Source organism: Lacipirellula limnantheis (assembly GCF_007746075.1).
GTDB classification, from domain to species: domain Bacteria; phylum Planctomycetota; class Planctomycetia; order Pirellulales; family Lacipirellulaceae; genus Lacipirellula; species Lacipirellula limnantheis.
This window is the reverse complement of sequence record NZ_CP036339.1, coordinates 82,564-99,418: the sequence shown is the minus strand read 5'-3', so window position 1 is coordinate 99,418 and position 16,855 is coordinate 82,564. Positions and strand designations below refer to the sequence as shown.

The 16,855-nt window shown below is 63.2% G+C and carries 14 protein-coding genes; 11 read left to right on the top strand and 3 right to left on the bottom strand.

The annotated features are described in order from the left end of the window. Position 1 precedes the first annotated feature (1 nt). Entirely contained in the window at positions 2 to 784 is a 783-nt protein-coding gene (locus I41_RS00380) for a hypothetical protein (RefSeq protein WP_145429893.1), read from the top strand. Positions 785 to 824: 40 nt separating this feature from the next. Here the strand turns inward: I41_RS00380 and I41_RS00375 are convergent, their stop codons facing one another. Continuing rightward, entirely contained in the window at positions 825 to 1,802 is a 978-nt protein-coding gene (locus I41_RS00375) for a hypothetical protein (RefSeq protein ID WP_145429891.1), read from the bottom strand. A 207-nt stretch (positions 1,803 to 2,009) separates the two neighbouring features. Here I41_RS00375 and I41_RS00370 point away from each other — a divergent pair, with 207 nt between their 5' ends. Together I41_RS00370 and I41_RS00365 are read left to right on the top strand one after the other, a co-directional pair. Further along, a complete protein-coding gene (locus I41_RS00370) occupies positions 2,010 to 3,056 on the top strand; it encodes a hypothetical protein (protein WP_145429889.1) in 1,047 nt (348 codons plus the stop codon). Between the two features lie 83 nt (positions 3,057 to 3,139). Continuing rightward, positions 3,140 to 4,276, top strand: coding sequence for a hypothetical protein (locus I41_RS00365; protein WP_145429887.1), 1,137 nt, complete (start codon positions 3,140 to 3,142; stop codon positions 4,274 to 4,276). Here I41_RS00365 and I41_RS00360 read toward each other — a convergent pair. Both I41_RS00360 and ribB read right to left on the bottom strand, forming a co-directional pair. Then, on the bottom strand, positions 4,266 to 4,700 hold the full coding sequence (locus tag I41_RS00360; protein ID WP_145429885.1) for a hypothetical protein: 435 nt from the start codon (positions 4,698 to 4,700) through the stop codon (positions 4,266 to 4,268). The two genes, I41_RS00365 and I41_RS00360, sit on opposite strands and share 11 nt — an antisense overlap. Positions 4,701 to 4,764: 64 nt before the next feature. After that, entirely contained in the window at positions 4,765 to 5,970 is a 1,206-nt protein-coding gene (gene ribB / locus I41_RS00355; RefSeq protein ID WP_145429883.1) for a 3,4-dihydroxy-2-butanone-4-phosphate synthase, read from the bottom strand. Positions 5,971 to 6,192: 222 nt separating this feature from the next. Between ribB and I41_RS00350 the strand changes: the two genes are divergently transcribed. From I41_RS00350 to I41_RS00315, 8 genes are all read left to right on the top strand, one after another. Next, positions 6,193 to 7,059, top strand: coding sequence for an alpha/beta hydrolase (locus I41_RS00350; protein WP_168206577.1), 867 nt, complete (start codon positions 6,193 to 6,195; stop codon positions 7,057 to 7,059). Beyond that, the gene (locus tag I41_RS00345; protein WP_145429878.1) at positions 7,059 to 7,970 is read left to right on the top strand and encodes a hypothetical protein; all 912 of its coding nucleotides are present in this window, start codon (positions 7,059 to 7,061) and stop codon (positions 7,968 to 7,970) included. The genes I41_RS00350 and I41_RS00345 overlap by 1 nt, the downstream gene beginning before the upstream one ends. A 293-nt stretch (positions 7,971 to 8,263) precedes the next feature. Further along, positions 8,264 to 8,737: a CBS domain-containing protein gene (locus I41_RS00340; RefSeq protein ID WP_145429876.1), complete on the top strand. Its 474-nt coding sequence runs from the start codon at positions 8,264 to 8,266 to the stop codon at positions 8,735 to 8,737. A 129-nt stretch (positions 8,738 to 8,866) separates the two neighbouring features. Then, entirely contained in the window at positions 8,867 to 10,723 is a 1,857-nt protein-coding gene (locus tag I41_RS00335; protein ID WP_145429874.1) for a 2-oxoacid:acceptor oxidoreductase subunit alpha, read from the top strand. Positions 10,724 to 10,849: 126 nt separating this feature from the next. Then, positions 10,850 to 11,875 (top strand): 2-oxoacid:ferredoxin oxidoreductase subunit beta, encoded by a 1,026-nt coding sequence (locus tag I41_RS00330; RefSeq protein ID WP_145429872.1) that lies wholly within the window; start codon positions 10,850 to 10,852, stop codon positions 11,873 to 11,875. 140 nt (positions 11,876 to 12,015) lie between these two features. Continuing rightward, positions 12,016 to 12,534, top strand: coding sequence for a CBS domain-containing protein (locus tag I41_RS00325; RefSeq protein WP_145429870.1), 519 nt, complete (start codon positions 12,016 to 12,018; stop codon positions 12,532 to 12,534). A gap of 135 nt (positions 12,535 to 12,669) precedes the next feature. After that, complete coding sequence (locus I41_RS00320) at positions 12,670 to 16,542, top strand: proline dehydrogenase family protein (RefSeq protein WP_145429868.1); 3,873 nt, start codon at positions 12,670 to 12,672, stop codon at positions 16,540 to 16,542. 51 nt (positions 16,543 to 16,593) lie between these two features. Beyond that, a complete protein-coding gene (locus I41_RS00315; protein ID WP_145429867.1) occupies positions 16,594 to 16,854 on the top strand; it encodes a DUF4160 domain-containing protein in 261 nt (86 codons plus the stop codon). Position 16,855 lies beyond the last annotated feature (1 nt).

Below are 16,855 nucleotides of genomic sequence, written 5' to 3'. Positions count from 1 at the left end.
GATGCGCAAGAATCTCGTCATTGCCGCCGTAGGAGACGAATCGGTCCACGCCGCTTGGCTGACGGGCGGGGACCGCTCGTTCGATCTCGCGCTGATCTATTTTGGCGATCAAACGGGGCGGTACGCTGATCAGTCCGATTTCTACCAGGCGCGCAAGGGAATCAAGTTCGCCCTGCTCCACGAAGCGCTAACGGGATCGCTGGCCCCGCTCCTCGCGCGGTACGAGTACATCTGGATGCCCGATGACGACATCGCGGCCAGTGCGGCGCAGATCGATCGACTGTTTCAGTTGGCGCACCAGCATCGGCTGGCGATCTGCCAGCCGGCGATCGGCCAAGGCGACGTCTCTTTCGCAGCGCTGCGCGCTGCGCCGGCGTACGTGCTCCGTTATTCGCAGTTCGTCGAGATCATGTGTCCCCTCTTTTCGCGAGAGGCGCTTGCACGGGTGTTGCCGACGTTCACGGCCAACGTCTCGGCATGGGGCATCGACTGGCTGTGGGCGTCGATGTACGGCCCCGAGGACCTCGCCGTGATCGACGAGGTGGCCGTCAACCATACGAGACCGCTACAGTCGGGCGGGGTGCACCGCCGACTCGCCGCGCTGGGCGTCGACCCCGATCAAGAGCACCGCCAACTGATGGCGAAGCATGGAATCAACAATCGCCGCATTCATAAGGCGATGTGCCGCGGGACGGCGCGGCTGCGCGGGATCCGCATCGACGGTCGCACGACGTGGACGCGATCCTGGCTTGCTGCAGCTTTGAAGCTCCGCAGTGCGCGATGACCTCTGTTAGCGCGCGTCGCGACCACGGGCTCGGCAGGCTCTAGGCCGCCCGCCGGCCGCGAACGAATTGCTTCCCGGTCCGGTACAACTCACCTGCCTTCGCGAAGCCCTGTTCAGCGTACCACCCTGAAACGCCGACGGCCCGCCGCACCCTCAAATAACTTTGTTCCAGCAACGGGAGATGTGGGCTCGCCGCCGCTTGTTCCGAAAGTTGGCGGTAGCTGGCGAGAATCTCCGGCGAGGTCCGCTCCAGGAACGGACGCTGCGTAAGAAACGCATAATGGCCGAACAACGCGTCGGTGCAGATGACGTTCGGTCGACCAAGGCGCCGCGGCATGTCGGCGGTGAGAAATGGTTCCTCGTCGACTTCGCCGCCGCGGGTTTCAGGGATCTCGCGAAAGTCGTCGCCGCGCCAACAGATGGCGTTGATCGAGAATCGGGCCGTGCCGTCGACGGGCATGGCAGCCCGCCGCCACCACGTCTCACGGCCGGCGGCGAGATCTTTGAGAAACCGCCGATGGAGGCGGCGAGCGAACGCGCCGCTCCGCCAGCCGTTGGCGTCCATGCAGTCGTTGGCGACCGTTCCCCAAGAGTTCGGCAGCAGGCCCGCTCGCTGATGAAAATGGCTGCAAACCGCATTGTTGACGATATTCCCGAGGATCAGCAGCGGCTCTGGCCGAGCCATCCGAGCGTCGCGCATCTGCTGGATCGCGTCGTCGGCCATGTAGCAAATGTCGTCATCAAGCCGCAAATAGATCGTCTCGGCGTCGGTGCATTCGCTCATGTAGCGCCAAATCGTGTAGCCGATGCGATCCTGCGGCCCAACGGGCTTGGCGACGACGCGGAAAAAGCTGGGATAGCGATCGGCGAGGCGATAGATATACGCCACGTCATCCGGCACGCGGGTGTTGAGCCACCATTGGTGATGATCGATGAGATCGCGCCGGCGGAGCAGGTAATTGGCCAGGATTTCGAGATAAGGGCGCCGGCCGGCCGGGGTGACGGTGACGAGTCGCATCGGGTCGAATTCCTGAAAGGCCAGGTAGACGTACGTTTTTGGGCGCCGGAGAGTAGCAAGCAGGGGAGAGGCGCCGCAACTCCGGCCATGTGCAAGGTGCTAGCAGAATTGCGGCAGATGGTGTTGTCCGCAATCGCCCAGTTGCTTAGAAAGCTGACGTTGATAGCGACTTTTTTTGTTAGCCGATCTGCATTGATCGTCAGCTGCATGCGAATTCGACGCTTACTTTTCGACTTGGCCATGGCGTGGGTCGCCATCGGCTGCGCCGTTTCGTACGCCCGCGAACTATCGTCAGTCGATCCGCTTCTGCAGGCGGCGCAATGGGCGGAGGAGATTCGAGTCGACGAATCCGACGTCGGAGAGCCTGACTTCGAGGTAAACGACGAATTGCCGTACTGCGGCGACGCAGTCGAGATGGCAGAGATCATCGAGCTCAACCCGCGTCGACGCGGTCGTTGGATCGTACTCACCGAACTGACGACGCTCTTTCCGAGCTATAGCACAACGACGATTGCGAGCGCCAACGACGAACCGATCTTCGGACCTCGCGTTTCTTTGGGGTGGGAAAGCGCAGCGGGCTTTGGCGTAAGGGGCCGCGGCTGGGGCTTCGACACCGCTGTGAACGCTGAAGGGTCGCCCATTCCGGCTGCGTCCTACTACTATTACTACGACTATGCCTCTCCCCTCCAAGTGACCTCGCACGAGATCAATTTCCGAGGTGGCCGGTTCGATCTCGATTTGTACAAACGATTCGAACACTCAACGGGATATTTAGCGATCGGCGCCAGCCTGACTGCTGCCCAACTGACGTTGCGCGAGAATTACACGGCGACGCAGAACGGTTACTACTACCAAACCATCTACAACTTTCCCTACAGCTATAGCTATCCTGTTCACTATACGACGACCTATCAGGGAGAGGGCGTCGTACGCAATCGCGGGGGCGGGCTGGGGTTGCTGGTCGAGGGATCGCATCGCTTCTACGAAACCTCGCTCCATGAGTGGTCAATCTTCAGCCGCGGGCGAGTCGCCTACCTTATTGGCCAATGGGAACTACCCTACTCTAGCGCGTTAACTGAGGGCGACGGCAACATGCTGCTTGGCGAAGCGGCGCTGGGGCTGGAATATCGACTTAAGCTACGTCGAGCCGACCTCGTCGCGCAATGCTCGTTCGAGGTGCAGACATGGAACGTCTCAATCGCCGATCGGATTAACTTCGCCGGCGTGACGAACGGAATCGGGTTGGAGTGGTAGCGTCGGCGCGCTCAAGAAGCATTCGTTTCGCCGGTTAAGCGTGCTTGATTCCCTACGTTCCTTTCATCGCCAGAGCGTTGTTGATGCGGATTGGCCTGCTCATCTTCGGGGTTCTCCTGGGCGTTGCCGCTGGCGGCCTCGAGCTCGCGCGAGCCGAGGAGCCAGCCACGGTCGACCCTTTTCTCCAGGCTGCCCAGTGGGCGGAAGCGGCGCCCGCGAGCGAAGCGGTGGAACCAGAATTCGCCGACGGCGATGCGGTGGCTTGCGGCGACGAAGTCGGCCTAGCGGCGCTTGTGGAACCGAACGCGCGACGGCGCGGGGGCTGGTCGTTGTTGACGGAACTAACCGTGCTCATGCCAAGTTACAGCACGACGACGCTGGAGACGGCGAACGAGCACCCTATCCTCGGGCCGCGTATCTCGCTGGGTTGGGAGAGCGATCAAGGCTTCGGCATCCGCGGACGGGGTTGGGGATTCGATAGCGCCGTCGACGTCGAACAACCGGGGGTTCAGTCGTTCTACTACGGCCCGTTGGCGGTCACGTCGCATCAGATCAATTTCAGCGGGAATCGGTTTGATCTCGACTTTTACAAGCGGGTCGAACATCGCACCGGATACTTTGCCTTCGGCGCCAGCGTGACTGCGGCTGAATTGACGTTGCGGGAGCGATATACGGCGACGCAAACGTCCTACTATTACCCCTACGGCTTTTTTTATGGCGACGGTTACGATCTCGAAGACCCTGGGAGGGAGCCAGACCAATTGATAGTCGGTTACGACTTTGACGACTACGCCTATTACTATCCGCCAGCTTCCTCGTTATCGAACATTCAGTCTTCATCTACCCAATACAACAACGGCGTCGTCACTACCACCTACAATGGCGGAGCAGTGATTCGAAATCGCGGCGGCGGGCTCGGGCTGCTCGCCGAGGGTTCGCATCGATTCTATGAGACGCCAATTCACGTCTGGTCGGTCTTCGGCCGGGGGCGCGTCGCCTACTTGATCGGCCAATGGGAGCAGCCGCATAGCAGCGGGCTGACTGAAGGGGACGCTAACATGGTGCTCAGCGAAGCGGCCCTGGGCGTGGAATACCGCCGCAAGTTCCGAGCCGCCGACGCGTTCGTTCAATGCGCGTTCGAGGTCCAATCGTGGGACGTCTCGCAAGTCGGTCGCGTCAACTTCGCGGGCGTCACTCCGGGCATCGGCCTCAACTGGTAGGCTTCGCCGCGGCGAACTGGCGGAAGGCGGCCTCATCGAGGGCCACGCCCTCCATTACCAACTCGAACGCCAGCGGCGTTTGCGGCCAGCCGATGCAGGCGAGGATCGCGTCGAGCGACTCCGGCGGGCAATCTCCGTGGAGCTCGACGCGGTGGAGTCGATCGCCGAAGTCGTAAAGATGGCCGTTGAGTTGCCAGCGCCTGCCGTCGAGATCGCCCGAAATGACGAAGAAGCCGTCGGGTTCAATGTCGATGCGCGGAAGTTGAGCGAGGGCGTCGTAAGCCTCTTCGAAGGCGACGGAGAAGAAGGCGTCGAAGGTTTGCGAGCGCAGCGTATGGAGTTCAACGCCGCGCAGCGTAATGCGCCCGCCGTTGGAGTCCTGCGGCGGGAGGGCAAAGATGTTGGCGTGGAAGCGAAATAGCATGTGACTTCGATAACGAGCAAGCCTGGCAAGTCGTTTCCTTGGTGCAAATGACCCCACGTCGTCGCTACGGCAACTTATGCCCCATCTTCTCCCGCTTCGTCGCCATGTACGCGGCATTGTGCTCGTGAATCGGCCCCACGATCGGCACCTGATCGACCACCTCCAAATCGAAGCCGCCGTAGATGAAGGCGTCGGTCTTCTTGGGGTTGTTCGTCAGGAGCCGAACTTTGCGGAGGCCGAGATCCTTCAGCAGCTGAATGCCGACGCCGTAGTCGCGCGGGTCGGCCATGTACCCTAGGGCGATGTTCGCTTCGACAGTGTCCATCCCCTGATCTTGCAGGGCGTAGGCTTTGATCTTTTCGACCAGCCCGATGCCGCGGCCTTCTTGCGGCAAGTAGACCAGCACGCCGGCGCCTTCGCGGCCGATCATGTCGAGCGCCATGTGCAACTGGTCGCCGCAGTCGCAGCGGAGCGATTCGAGCAGGTCGCCGGTGAAGCACGAGGAATGCAGCCGCACCAGCGGCGCCGCGACCGACGCGGGATCGCCGATGACGTAAACGACCGGCTCCTGCGATTCGTATTTCACGCCGTAGGAGATGATCTTGCCGTTGCCGTACTTGGTCGGCAGTTTGGCCTCGGCAGTGCGATAGACGAGCTTCTCGCTCAGCCGGCGATGGGCGATCAGCTGCTCGATTGAAATCACCGGCAGGTCGAACTTTTTGGCCAGCTCTTGCAGCTTCGGCCGGGTGGCGCGATCGCCGTCGTCGTCGAGGATTTCGCACAGCACGCCCGCCGGGGTCAGCCCGGCCATGCGGGTGAGGTCGACGGCGGCTTCGGTGTGCCCCGCGCGGCGGAGGACGCCCCCTTCTTTGGCCACGAGCGGGAACAAGTGTCCCGGTCGAATGAAGTCGGCCGGCACGCTCGTCGGATCGCACAGGGCGCGAATGGTAGTCGACCGTTCGCCGGCCGTGATGCCCGTACGGCTGGTGCGGTGATCCACCGGCACCGTGTAGTTCGTACCGAGGGGGCTGTTGTTCGCCTCGACCATGGCCCCCAGTTCGAGCCGCTGGCTCACGTCGGGCAGGATCGGCATGCAGAGCTGCCCCCGCCCGTAAGTGATCATGAAATTGACGATTTCGGGGGTCACCTTCTCCGCGGCGCAAACGAAGTCCCCCTCGTTTTCGCGGTCTTCATCGTCGGCGACGATGATGACGCGCCCCTGGCGGATGGCTTCGACGGCTTGCTCGATCGTGGAGAATTGGTGGCTCAAAGGAGGCGCCTGGGTTAAACGGTGCGGCGGCTGAGGCGATTGCCGTAGGTGGAGCTAGCGATCAGCGGTCAGCATTCAGCGGTCAGCCGGACAAAAGTGCATTTCTGGCTGAAAGCCGATCGCTGACAGCTTCCTCGCTACTGCTGTTGCCGCTTTTCTGCGGTTCAGGGGATATTATAGAGGCTACGGAACTTGGCCTCCACTTGGACAGGAGCGGCAGCGGTGACGCGACGACGAATACTGAGCCTCGCGATCCTCTCGGGCAGCGTGCTGGTCGGCGGCTTCAAAGCGCGCGGCGGCGAATTCAAGGCAACTTACGGCGAAATCTACGCCCAGCGCGACGATGGTCCGCTGAAGGCCGACGTATACATTCCCGATGGCGACGGGCCATTCCCGGGAGTCCTCGTGGTCCACGGCGGGGCGTGGCGGATGGGGAGCCGCGGACAGCTTTCGGGCGTGGCCCAGATGCTCGCGCAGCATGGCTTCACGGCAATCGCCATCAGCTATCGCCTGGCGCCGGCCCACAAGTTCCCAGCGCAAATCCTCGACTGCAAAGACGCCATTCGCTGGATGCGCACCAATGCCGCACGACTAAAGATCGACCCGGAGCGAATCGGCGGCTTCGGCTACTCCGCGGGCGCCCACCTGGTGTCGCTGCTCGGGACGACGGATGAGAAGGACGGCCTCGAAGGGGTGGCCGACCCGAAGAGCGTTCCCAGCACGCGGATTCAATGCGTGGCCTGCGGCGGGGCGCCGTGCGATCTGCGGCCGATTCCCCGCAACGTCGACGGATTGTCGTTCTTCCTCGGCGGCTCGCCTGCTCAATGCCCGGAGCAGTATCGGCTCGCTTCGCCCGCGGCGTTCGTGACGCCCGACGACCCGCCGATGTTTTTCTTTCATGCCGAGGACGATCAGCTCGTGCCGCTAGCGAGCCCGACGCAAATGCGCGCGGCGCTGGTGGCGGCGGGAATCGTTTCCGATTTGTATGTTGTGCCACATCTTGGGCACACGGCCGCAGCGATGGATCGCGACGCGATTAACCGTTCGATCGCGTTCTTGGCGAAACATCTCCAGGCGGAAGGCAACTGATGGAGGTCGACTCAGCGCGTTCCGACGTCTCGCCGCTGCCGCGCGAGGAGTACGTCGAGCAAGCGCATTTGTTTGAGGTCCTCGGCGCGCGCATGCGCGAGAATATCCCTGCTCAGGAAATCCTCGAAAGCCTGCGCGAGGAAATCCTCGTCACGACCAAGCTGCCGATGGCGGTCGACTTCATGCTGGCCGAGCTCCGGCATCTCGGCGCTTTTGCCACGGCGATGGAGCGACTTCCCCATTATTTCACGCCGTTTCAAGCCTTCGTCATGGCCGAGGCGGAGAACGACCGTCAGCGATTTGACCTGCGCGTCGGGCTAGAGATTTTGCGACGCGAGGCCGCGTATCGCGCCGAGGGCGCCTCGCGACAAGGGTTGTTTCTCTATCAGCTGGAAGTCCTCTGCCGCAATCGCATGGGGTACGACGCCGGGCTCGATGCCATCGCCAAGGATTCGGCGTTCGACGAACACTGGCGGAACTGGATCCTCACCGTCCGCCGGCAGATCGGCATCGTCGACATGGCGGATCTGCTGTTCGTGCGGAGCGAGTTCTACCACGAGCGCAAAGCGGCGGAGCAGGGCAGTCCGGCGCTATTCAACGAGCTCGTGGCCGAGGCGACGGCGCAAGGGTTCCCGCCGCTGTTCGGCCGGCAGGAGGGACGCATCGCCTGGGCCAATCGCAAGAAAGATCCACTGCTGCTTTTCGGCGCCCTGCATCGGCAGCTGGGATATCCCGAGGCCCCGCGGTCGGCGGTCGCCGATCCCGAAGAGCGATTGCTGCCGGTGCTGGCGCGGCGGGTCGAGCAGCTGGAAGCTCGCTTGAAGCTCGTTGAGGAAGAGCAGCGCGGCGGGATTGACCTCCATCGGTTTTATAAGCCGACTGACTTTGATGGGGTAACGGGAGAAGGATAACGGTCGTTTCCTTCAGCTCCCCAATAGCCGGACCGCCACGCGGTCCGGGAGGCCCCCGGAGGCAAGCGTGCCTCCGGCTATTCGGGGCCAATTGGGCGGACTCACCCCCGCCGCCGCAGCGATCGTCAAGATTCGGCGCCATTTTCATGTTTAACCTGCACCGTCGCCGCGTTAGACTGACGCATAGATGGCTACGGACGGTTTCGCGATGCGTGTTCTGCGCCGCGCGGACCACAGCAGGTATGCGGCGCCTGCTGCGGAAGTGCTTCCGACCGACGGCACTCGGCTAGGCAGTGAGTTTTCTCAGCCTCAGCACTGATCTTGTCACCCAGGCCTATCCAGACCAACCGCTCGCGGTCGCTATTGACGCGACCGTCGGCGAGGTGTTGGAACTCATGCGGGCCCAACGGGGAAGCTGCGTCCTCATCTGCAGCGATAACGCCGACGGCTGTCGCCTGGAGGGTATTTTCACGGAACGCGACGCGCTGCGCTGGATGGCGGCTGGCGGCGATCATCACACGAACATCCGCCTTTCGATGACCCGCACGCCGGTCGTTTTGCCGGCGACGGCGACCGTTGGCGCCGCCATCGACTTGATGTCGCAGCGCGGTCTGCGCCATTTACCGATCGTCGACGAACAGGGGACGCCTCAGGGCGTCGTCGCCGTGGGAGGAATTGTTCACTACCTGGTCGAACATTTCCCGCAAGCGATCTACACCCTACCGCCCGAACCAGGGAAGCGCTACATGCACCGGGAGGGAGCCTAACAAATCCGAAAGGGGAGCGCAGAAGGCGGCCTCTCGTGGCCCGTGCGAACTTCCCGATCGTAGTAATGAAAGACGTTCGTCTGGAGCCGTTACCAACTGCCAACGAAGATTGCAGGACACCAGCTCACGATGGCTACGATTACCCCAGTAAAACCTATCGCGCCGCTCGACGACGCGACCGTCCGCTTCTGCGGCGACTCGGGCGACGGCATGCAGCTCGCCGGAACGCAGTTCACCAATACGTCGGCGCTGGCGGGGAACGACGTCGCCACGTTCCCCGACTTTCCGGCCGAAATCCGCGCGCCGCGCGGCACAAAAGCGGGCGTCTCGGGATTTCAGGTTCACTTCTCCAGCCACGACATCTACACCCCCGGCGATACGGTCGACGCCCTGGTGGCGATGAACCCGGCGGCGCTCGTGACGAACCTCGAAGACCTCCGCGACGGCGGCGTGTTGATCATCAACAAAGACGCCTTCGACAAAAAAGGACTGGAGCAGGCGGGCTACAAGACTAATCCGCTGGAAGACGGCTCGCTCGACCACTACAGCATGCACGCCGTTGAGATGACCAAGCTCAACCGGCTCGCCGTCGAGGGGTTCGGGCTGACGCAAAAAGAGGCCGACCTTTGCCGCAACTTTTTTGCGATGGGACTGGTCTTCTGGCTCTACGATCGCTCACTCGAACCGACGCTGCGCTTCATCGCCCAGAAGTTCGGCAAGCGGCCCGAGGTCGCCGAGGCGAACACCGCTAGCCTCCGCGCCGGCTACAACTACGGCGAGACGGTCGAAGCGATGAACACGCAGTATCAGGTGGCGCCGGCCAAGCTGCCGCCTGGGAAGTACCGCAACATCATGGGGAACACGGCCCTGGCCTACGGGCTGATCGCCGCGGCCAGGCTTTCGGGGAAGCGGCTCTTCCTGGGCGCCTATCCCATTACGCCGGCGAGCGACATTCTTCACGAACTGGCGAGCCACAAGAATTTCGACGTCCTGACGTTTCAAGCGGAGGACGAGATTGCGGCGATCACGTCGACGATCGGCGCCGCGTTCGCCGGCGAGATGGCGGTCACCGCGTCCAGCGGTCCTGGCATCGCGCTGAAGGCCGAGGGGATGGGTCTCGCCGTGATGACCGAACTGCCGATGCTGATCATCAGCGTCCAGCGCGGCGGGCCCTCGACGGGATTGCCGACGAAGACCGAACAGGCCGACTTGTTCCAAGCGATGTATGGCCGCAACGGCGAATGCCCAATTCCGGTGATCGCCGCCCGCGGCCCGGCCGACTGCTTCGACGCGGCGCAGGAGGCGTGGCGGATCGCGACCAGATTCATGACGCCAGTGATCCTGCTGACCGATGGTTACATCGCCAACGGTTCCGAGCCGTGGCGAATTCCCGAACTGTCGGCGCTGCGGCGGACGGAAATCACCCACCCGACGGGCACGGAAAACGGCGACCCGTTCTTGCCGTATCAGCGCAACGAACGCCTGGCGCGACCCTGGGCGGTCCCTGGCACTCCGGGACTCATGCATCGCATTGGCGGGTTGGAGAAGCAAGACGTTACGGGGAACGTCAGCTACGACCCGCTCAATCACGAACACATGGTTCACACGCGGGCCAAGAAAGTGGCGTTAATTGCGGACGACGTGCCCCCCCAAGAGGTCGACGGCCCTGAGAGCGGCGACTTGCTGGTCGTCAGCTGGGGCGGCACCTACGGCGCCTGCGCGACGGCGGTGCACAAGGTGCAGCAGCGCGGCGGCAGCGTCGCCCATTGCCACCTGCGCTACCTCAACCCGCTGCCCAAAAACCTGGGCGACATCCTGAAGAGTTACCAGCAGGTCCTCGTCCCCGAACTGAACCTCGGCCAACTTCGCACGCTGCTCCGAGCGACCTACCTCGTCGATTGCATCGGCCACAACAAAGTGCAGGGCAAACCATTCAGCGTCGGCGAATTGGTGGAGAAGATCGACGGAATGTTGAGCGTCAAATGAGTGCCTTGAATTCAAAGAAAAATCTCACGCAAAGGCGCGAAGGCGCAAAGGAAATGCGGGGAAATGCGTCTTTCTTCTTGCGCCTTCGCGCCTTTGCGTGAGACATCTCTTCGAAGCAAAAAAACCATGAGCATAGAAACAGCCCTAACCGTCCTGAAACCGACCGACTTCGCCAGCGACCAAGACGTCCGCTGGTGTCCGGGGTGCGGCGACTATTCCATTCTCGCCCAGATGAAAAAGGTGCTGCCGACCCTTGGCGTGCCGCGCGAGAAAACCGTCTTCATCAGCGGCATCGGCTGTAGCAGCCGGTTTCCGTACTACATGAACACTTACGGCGTCCACTCGATCCACGGCCGCGCGCCGGCGGTGGCGACGGGGCTGAAATGCGTTCGCCCCGACCTGCAGGTGTGGGTGATCACCGGCGACGGCGACGGCCTGTCGATCGGCGGCAACCACCTGATGCACGCCATCCGGCGAAATCTCGACATCAACATCGTGCTGTTCAACAACCGCATCTACGGCCTCACCAAGGGGCAGTACTCCCCGACGTCGCCGCTGGGGCAAAAGACCAAGAGCACGCCGATGGGGGCGATCGACAATCCGCTCCATCCGCTGTCGATCGCCATCGGTTGCGAAGCGACCTTCGTCGCCCGCTCGATCGATACGAACATCAACCACCTCGGCGAGGTGCTCAAGCGCGCCGCCGAGCATCCCGGCGCCTCCTTCGTCGAGGTCTACCAAAACTGCAACGTCTTCAACGACGGCGCCTGGGACTACGCCAAAGACCGCGACACGAAGATGGACACCACGCTGGAACTGCAGCATGGCAAACCGCTGATCTTCGGCAAGCTGCGTGAGAAGGGGATTCGTCTCAACGGCATGAATCCCGAGGTGGTGGAGCTCGGCAAGGGCATCACCGAGGATGACCTGCTGTTTCACGACGAACGGAGCCCGGAGCCCAGCCTGGCGTACCTGCTCAGCCGGATGCGGTACGAAGACGGCTTCCCAGAACCAATCGGCGTCTTCCGCTCGGTCGACGCGCCGCGGTACGACGTGCTCATCAACGGCCAGATCGACGAAGCGATTCAGAAACGGGGCAAGGGAGATTTAGAGGCGCTGTTTAACTCGGGCGACACATGGACAGTGGAGTAGTTGCGAGTTGCGAGTAACGAGTGGCGAGACGAATGCGGAGAGATCGGCATCTTGCTTTGCGTTGCGCGCGGTTCGCGGCTCACGACGGCATTCCCGTGAGTTATCGCTCGAAACTCGAAACTCGCGACTCGTAACTCACCATGCTCACCTGCCCCGCCTGCGGCTGTGAAAACCTCGAAGGCTCCGATCACTGCGAGCAGTGCCAGGCGCCTCTCACCGACCTGAGCCTGCCGCAGGCCACGACGGCTCTCGAGAAGAGCCTACTCCACGACCGGATTGAAATCCTCAAGCCACGGCCGGCCGTTTCCTTTCCCCCCGAGGCCCCGATCGGCGAAGTCTTGCGGCGGATGGTCAGCGAACGAATGGGCTGCGTCGCCGTCGTCGACGACAAGCAGCGACTGCTCGGCATCTTCACCGAACGCGACGCACTGCTGCGGTTAAACGTCGAGGTCGATAAACTCCGCGACAAACCGGTTGGATCGCTGATGACCAGTTCGCCGACGACCCTCCGCCCGCGAGACAAGATCGCCTACGCCCTCCATCGCATGAACGTCGGCGGCTTTCGCCATATCCCGCTCGTCGACGATAACGAACGACTCGTCGGCGTGATCTCAATCCGCGGCATCTTGGCCTACCTCACCGCGCGGCAACGGGTGTAGGGCAGGCTACCAGCCTGATAGGCGCTGCCGTATACATCGCAGGCGTCGTGCGCTGCCCTCAGGCTGGAAAGCCTGACATGCATCGCCATACAATTCCTTTCGGCACGATCTGACCCGCCGCAAAGGAGAATCAGGATGGCGAACTCAGCTACCGGCGACCTGTCTCAACGCCTTGCGGAACTCCTAGCCGAGGTCCCCGCCGCAACGCCGACGTCGCCGGCCAGCGACGTCCAACGCGCGATCCTCATCGCCCGCAAGCTGCAGGGAACCGCCCGCGAGATGCAAACCTCGGCCGAGCGGCGGCAGCAGGCCGAGCTCGATCGGATGATCCAGTCGCCGGCCGACAAGGCGACGATGGTCGAGATCACCGACCAGGCGTTTCGGGCCCGCCTCTCGCCGCGGGCGGCCGACCAGCTGATTCACATTCTCGACGTGCAAGGAGTGCCGCGGTTCTTCGGCGCATTCGACCGCACGCTGCTGAAGGGCTTTCAGTCTTTCGGGGCCTACCTGCCAGGAGTCGCGATGCCGCTGGTGAAGGAAAAGATGCAGCAGGAGACGGCCAACGTCGTGCTGCCGGCCGAGGAAGACCTGCTGCGGCAGCATCTCGAAAATCGCCGCCACGAAGGGCTGCGGATGAACGTCAACTTCCTCGGCGAATCGCTGCTGGGCGAGGAAGACGCGCAAGCGCGACTGCAATCGTATCTGCAGGCGCTGCAGGAGCCGTTCATCGAAGTGATGTCGGTGAAGATCTCGACGATCTACTCTCAGATCTCCGGGCTCGCTCGCGAGCATACGATCGAGGTCCTCTGCGACCGAATGGAGCTGCTCTACCGCGCCGCGGCGAAATACAAATTCCGCCGCCACGACGGCAAGCTCGTGCCGAAGTTCGTGTACCTCGACATGGAGGAGTACCGCGACAAGGAGATCACCGCCGAAGTCTTCATGCGCACCCTCGATCGCCCCGGCTTCGAAAAGCTGCAAGGCGGCATCGCGCTGCAGGCGTACATTCCCGACTCGTTCGCGACGCAACGCCGGATCACCGAGTGGGCCCGTCGGCGCGTAGAGCAGGGGGGGGCGCCGGTGACCATTCGCGTCGTGAAGGGCGCCAACATGGAAATGGAGCGCGTCGAAGCCAGCCTCCGCGGCTGGCCGCTGGCAACATTCAGCGACAAGCTCCACACCGACGCCAACTATCACCGCATGCTCCGCTTTGGCATGCAGCCGGAGAATCTTGCCGCAGTGCGACTCGGCGTGGCGTCGCACAACCTCTTCTCGCTCGCGTACGGGTTAGTGCTGGCGGCGCAGTCGGGCCGACTCGATCATGTGCAGTTCGAGATGCTCGAAGGAATGGCGAACCACCAGCGCCGCGCGTTGTTCGAACTCGCTGAAAGCCTGCTCCTCTACGCCCCTGCCTGCAAGCAGGAAGACTTTATCAACGCGATCGGCTACCTCGTCCGCCGGCTCGACGAGAACACGGGGCCCGACAACTTCCTGCGCTACGCGTTCAACCTAGAAGTCGGCGGCGCCACCTGGAACCGGCTGGAGCAGGGCTTCGTTGCGAGCTTCGCGGCGATGGAAGAGCTGAGCGATGCGCCGCGGCGCACGCAGGACCGCAACAAGGAGTCAGGAGTCAGGGAACAGGAGTCAGTAAAAATTCTGGCGCGAGCCGGGGCGTCCCCGCCCCCGGCGCGTCCACCAGACTTCACCAACGCCCCCGACACCGACTGGTCCCTCCCCGCCAACAGCGACTGGGGCGCCGAGATCATCGCCCGCTGGCTCCCCCGCCACGGCGACCACGCCGCCCAAGTCCCCCTCGTGATCGCTGGCGAAGAAAACTACGACGATCGCGAAGTCCGCCAATCGCTCGATCCCTCACGCCCCAACACCGTCGTCGCCCGCTACCGCCAAGCAACGACGGTGGACGCCGATCGCGCCGTCCGCTGTGCCGCCGACGATCCCTCCGGATGGCGCAGCCTCTCGCAAGGCGAACGCACCGCCACTCTGCATCGCGTCGCCGACGAAATTGCCCGCCGCCGGGGCGACTTGATGGGCGCCATGCTCGCCGAAGGAGGAAAAATTCTCACCGAAAGCGATCCTGAAATCTCTGAAGCGATCGACTTCTGCCGCTTCTACGCCGGCACTGCCGAGCATTTCCACGAACTGCCCGGCCTCGCCGCTCGCGGCAAGGGAGTGGTCGTCGTCGTCTCGCCCTGGAATTTTCCGCTGGCCATTCCCTGCGGCGGCATCGCGGCCGGTCTTGCCGCGGGGAACACGGTGATCTTGAAGCCCGCCTCCGACGCGGTCCTCATCGCCCACGCCCTCTGCGAATGTTTCTGGGCCGCCGGCGTGCCGCTCACGGCGCTGCAGTTCGTGCCCTGCAGCGGCGCCACCGTCGGCCAGCAGCTTGTGAGCCACGACGCCGTCGACGCCGTGATCCTCACCGGCGGCACCGCCGCGGCCCTCGACATGCTTCACCGCAAGCCGACGATCAACCTCCTGGCCGAAACCGGCGGCAAGAACGCCACGATCGTCACCGCCCTCTCCGACCGCGATCTGGCGATCAAGAACGTCCTCCATTCGGCCTTCAGTCACAGCGGACAGAAGTGCTCGGCGACGTCGCTGCTCATCCTAGAAGAGGAGGTCTACGAAGACCCCAAATTCCGCGCCACGCTCTGCGACGCCGTCGAAAGTCTCCGTGTCGGTTCGGCGTGGGAGCTTCACTCGAAGATGGGCCCGCTCATCCGCCCGCCGAGCGGGGATTTGGAACAAGCGCTCAAGGAACTCGAGGAAGACGAATCGTGGGCCGTGATGCCGCGGCTCCACGTCGACGGCAACGCCTCGCTCGTGAGCCCCGGCGTGAAGTGGGGCGTGCAGCCGGGCAGCGTCACCCACCTCACCGAGTTCTTCGGCCCCGTGCTCGGCGTGATGTGCGCGAAGAACCTCCACGCCGCGATCGACCTGGTGAACGCCACCGGCTACGGCCTCACCTCGGGCCTCGAAAGCCTTGACGATCGCGAGCACCGCATCTGGCAGGAGGGGATCCGCGCGGGCAACCTCTACATCAATCGCCCTACGACCGGCGCCATCGTGCTGCGACAACCCTTTGGCGGCATGGGTAAAAGCGCCTTCGGCCCCGGCATCAAAGCCGGCGGCCCGAATTACGTCGCGCCATTGATGGAGTTCGCAGACGCCACTGCAGCCCCGGGCTCCGCCCGGGGGTCGGCCTCCACGCGCGAGCGTGTTAACCCCAACGTCGCGCAACCCCCCGGCGGAGCCGCGGGCTACATGGATTCGCCCGAACAACTCGACATCACCTTCCCACCAGCGTCGCTCGTCCTCCCGCACGAATCGGTCGCCGAACGACGCCAGCAACTCCACTCGCTGCGCAACGCGCTCGCCGACTTCGAGCGCACGCCCCGTCTCTTCGCGCCAACCGACGTAACGCGACTCAAAGTCGCGATGGAAAGCTATCTCGATTGGATGCTCGACGAGTTCGAGCCCACGCACGACCACTTCCGCCTCATCGGCGAAGACAATCTCCGTCGCTACCTCGCCGTGCCGAGCATGCGGCTCCGCGTCGCCGCCGAAGATACGCCGTGGGAAATCTTCGCCCGCGCCGCCGCCGCGCGCGCCGCCGGTTGCCGCGTCGTCGTGAGCGAACCGCCGTCCCTCCCCGAAAGCCCGCGTCATGCCGTGGAACTTCTCGACGCGCTGACCGACAGCTGGGCCGGCGCCATCGAGTTCATCGAAGAAACCGACGAACAACTCGCCGACGCCCTCCGCGCCGGCAGCGTCGGCCGCCTGCGCTACGCCGATCGCTCGCGCGTCCCCGACGCCATCCGCACGGCGGCGACCGAATCATACGTCTACGTCGCCGACGCCCCCGTCCTCGCTCACGGCCGCGTCGAGCTCCTCTGGTACCTCCAGGAGCAAAGCCTCTCGCACGTCTACCACCGCTACGGCAACCTCGGCCGGCGGGCGGACGAGCCGCGGGCGGAGATGGCGTAACGGCCGAGAATTTCATGCCGGTTCTCGCAAGTAAAGAGGTATAATTGAGCGATGCCCGAAATCTGTCGTTTTTTGGGAATCGTGATTCGCATGTATTATCGCGATCACGAGCCGCCTCATTTTCATGCACAGTATGGCGAGCATGAAATCACGATGGAAATTGACAGCGGGTTGGTCGAAGGGAAGTTCCCAAGAAGGTCACTCTCCGCTGTTCTTGATTGGCATGAGCTACGTCGAGATGAGCTCGCAACAAACTGGCAAAGAGCTCGCCAGGAACTACCCCTGCTCCCCATCGCTCCTTTGGAAAATTAGC

Bases quoted from the DNA above. Each gene is read 5' to 3' on its own strand.
- I41_RS00320 (WP_145429868.1), top strand. From the start codon at position 12,670: ATGGCGAACTCAGCTACCGGCGACCTGTCTCAACGCCTTGCGGAACTC.
- I41_RS00360 (WP_145429885.1), bottom strand. From the start codon at position 4,700: ATGCTATTTCGCTTCCACGCCAACATCTTTGCCCTCCCGCCGCAGGAC.
- I41_RS00325 (WP_145429870.1), top strand. From the start codon at position 12,016: ATGCTCACCTGCCCCGCCTGCGGCTGTGAAAACCTCGAAGGCTCCGAT.
- I41_RS00335 (WP_145429874.1), top strand. From the start codon at position 8,867: ATGGCTACGATTACCCCAGTAAAACCTATCGCGCCGCTCGACGACGCG.
- I41_RS00315 (WP_145429867.1), top strand. From the start codon at position 16,594: ATGCCCGAAATCTGTCGTTTTTTGGGAATCGTGATTCGCATGTATTAT.
- I41_RS00380 (WP_145429893.1), top strand. From the start codon at position 2: ATGCGCAAGAATCTCGTCATTGCCGCCGTAGGAGACGAATCGGTCCAC.
- I41_RS00330 (WP_145429872.1), top strand. From the start codon at position 10,850: ATGAGCATAGAAACAGCCCTAACCGTCCTGAAACCGACCGACTTCGCC.
- I41_RS00365 (WP_145429887.1), top strand. From the start codon at position 3,140: ATGCGGATTGGCCTGCTCATCTTCGGGGTTCTCCTGGGCGTTGCCGCT.
- I41_RS00370 (WP_145429889.1), top strand. From the start codon at position 2,010: ATGCGAATTCGACGCTTACTTTTCGACTTGGCCATGGCGTGGGTCGCC.
- I41_RS00345 (WP_145429878.1), top strand. From the start codon at position 7,059: ATGGAGGTCGACTCAGCGCGTTCCGACGTCTCGCCGCTGCCGCGCGAG.
- I41_RS00375 (WP_145429891.1), bottom strand. From the start codon at position 1,802: ATGCGACTCGTCACCGTCACCCCGGCCGGCCGGCGCCCTTATCTCGAA.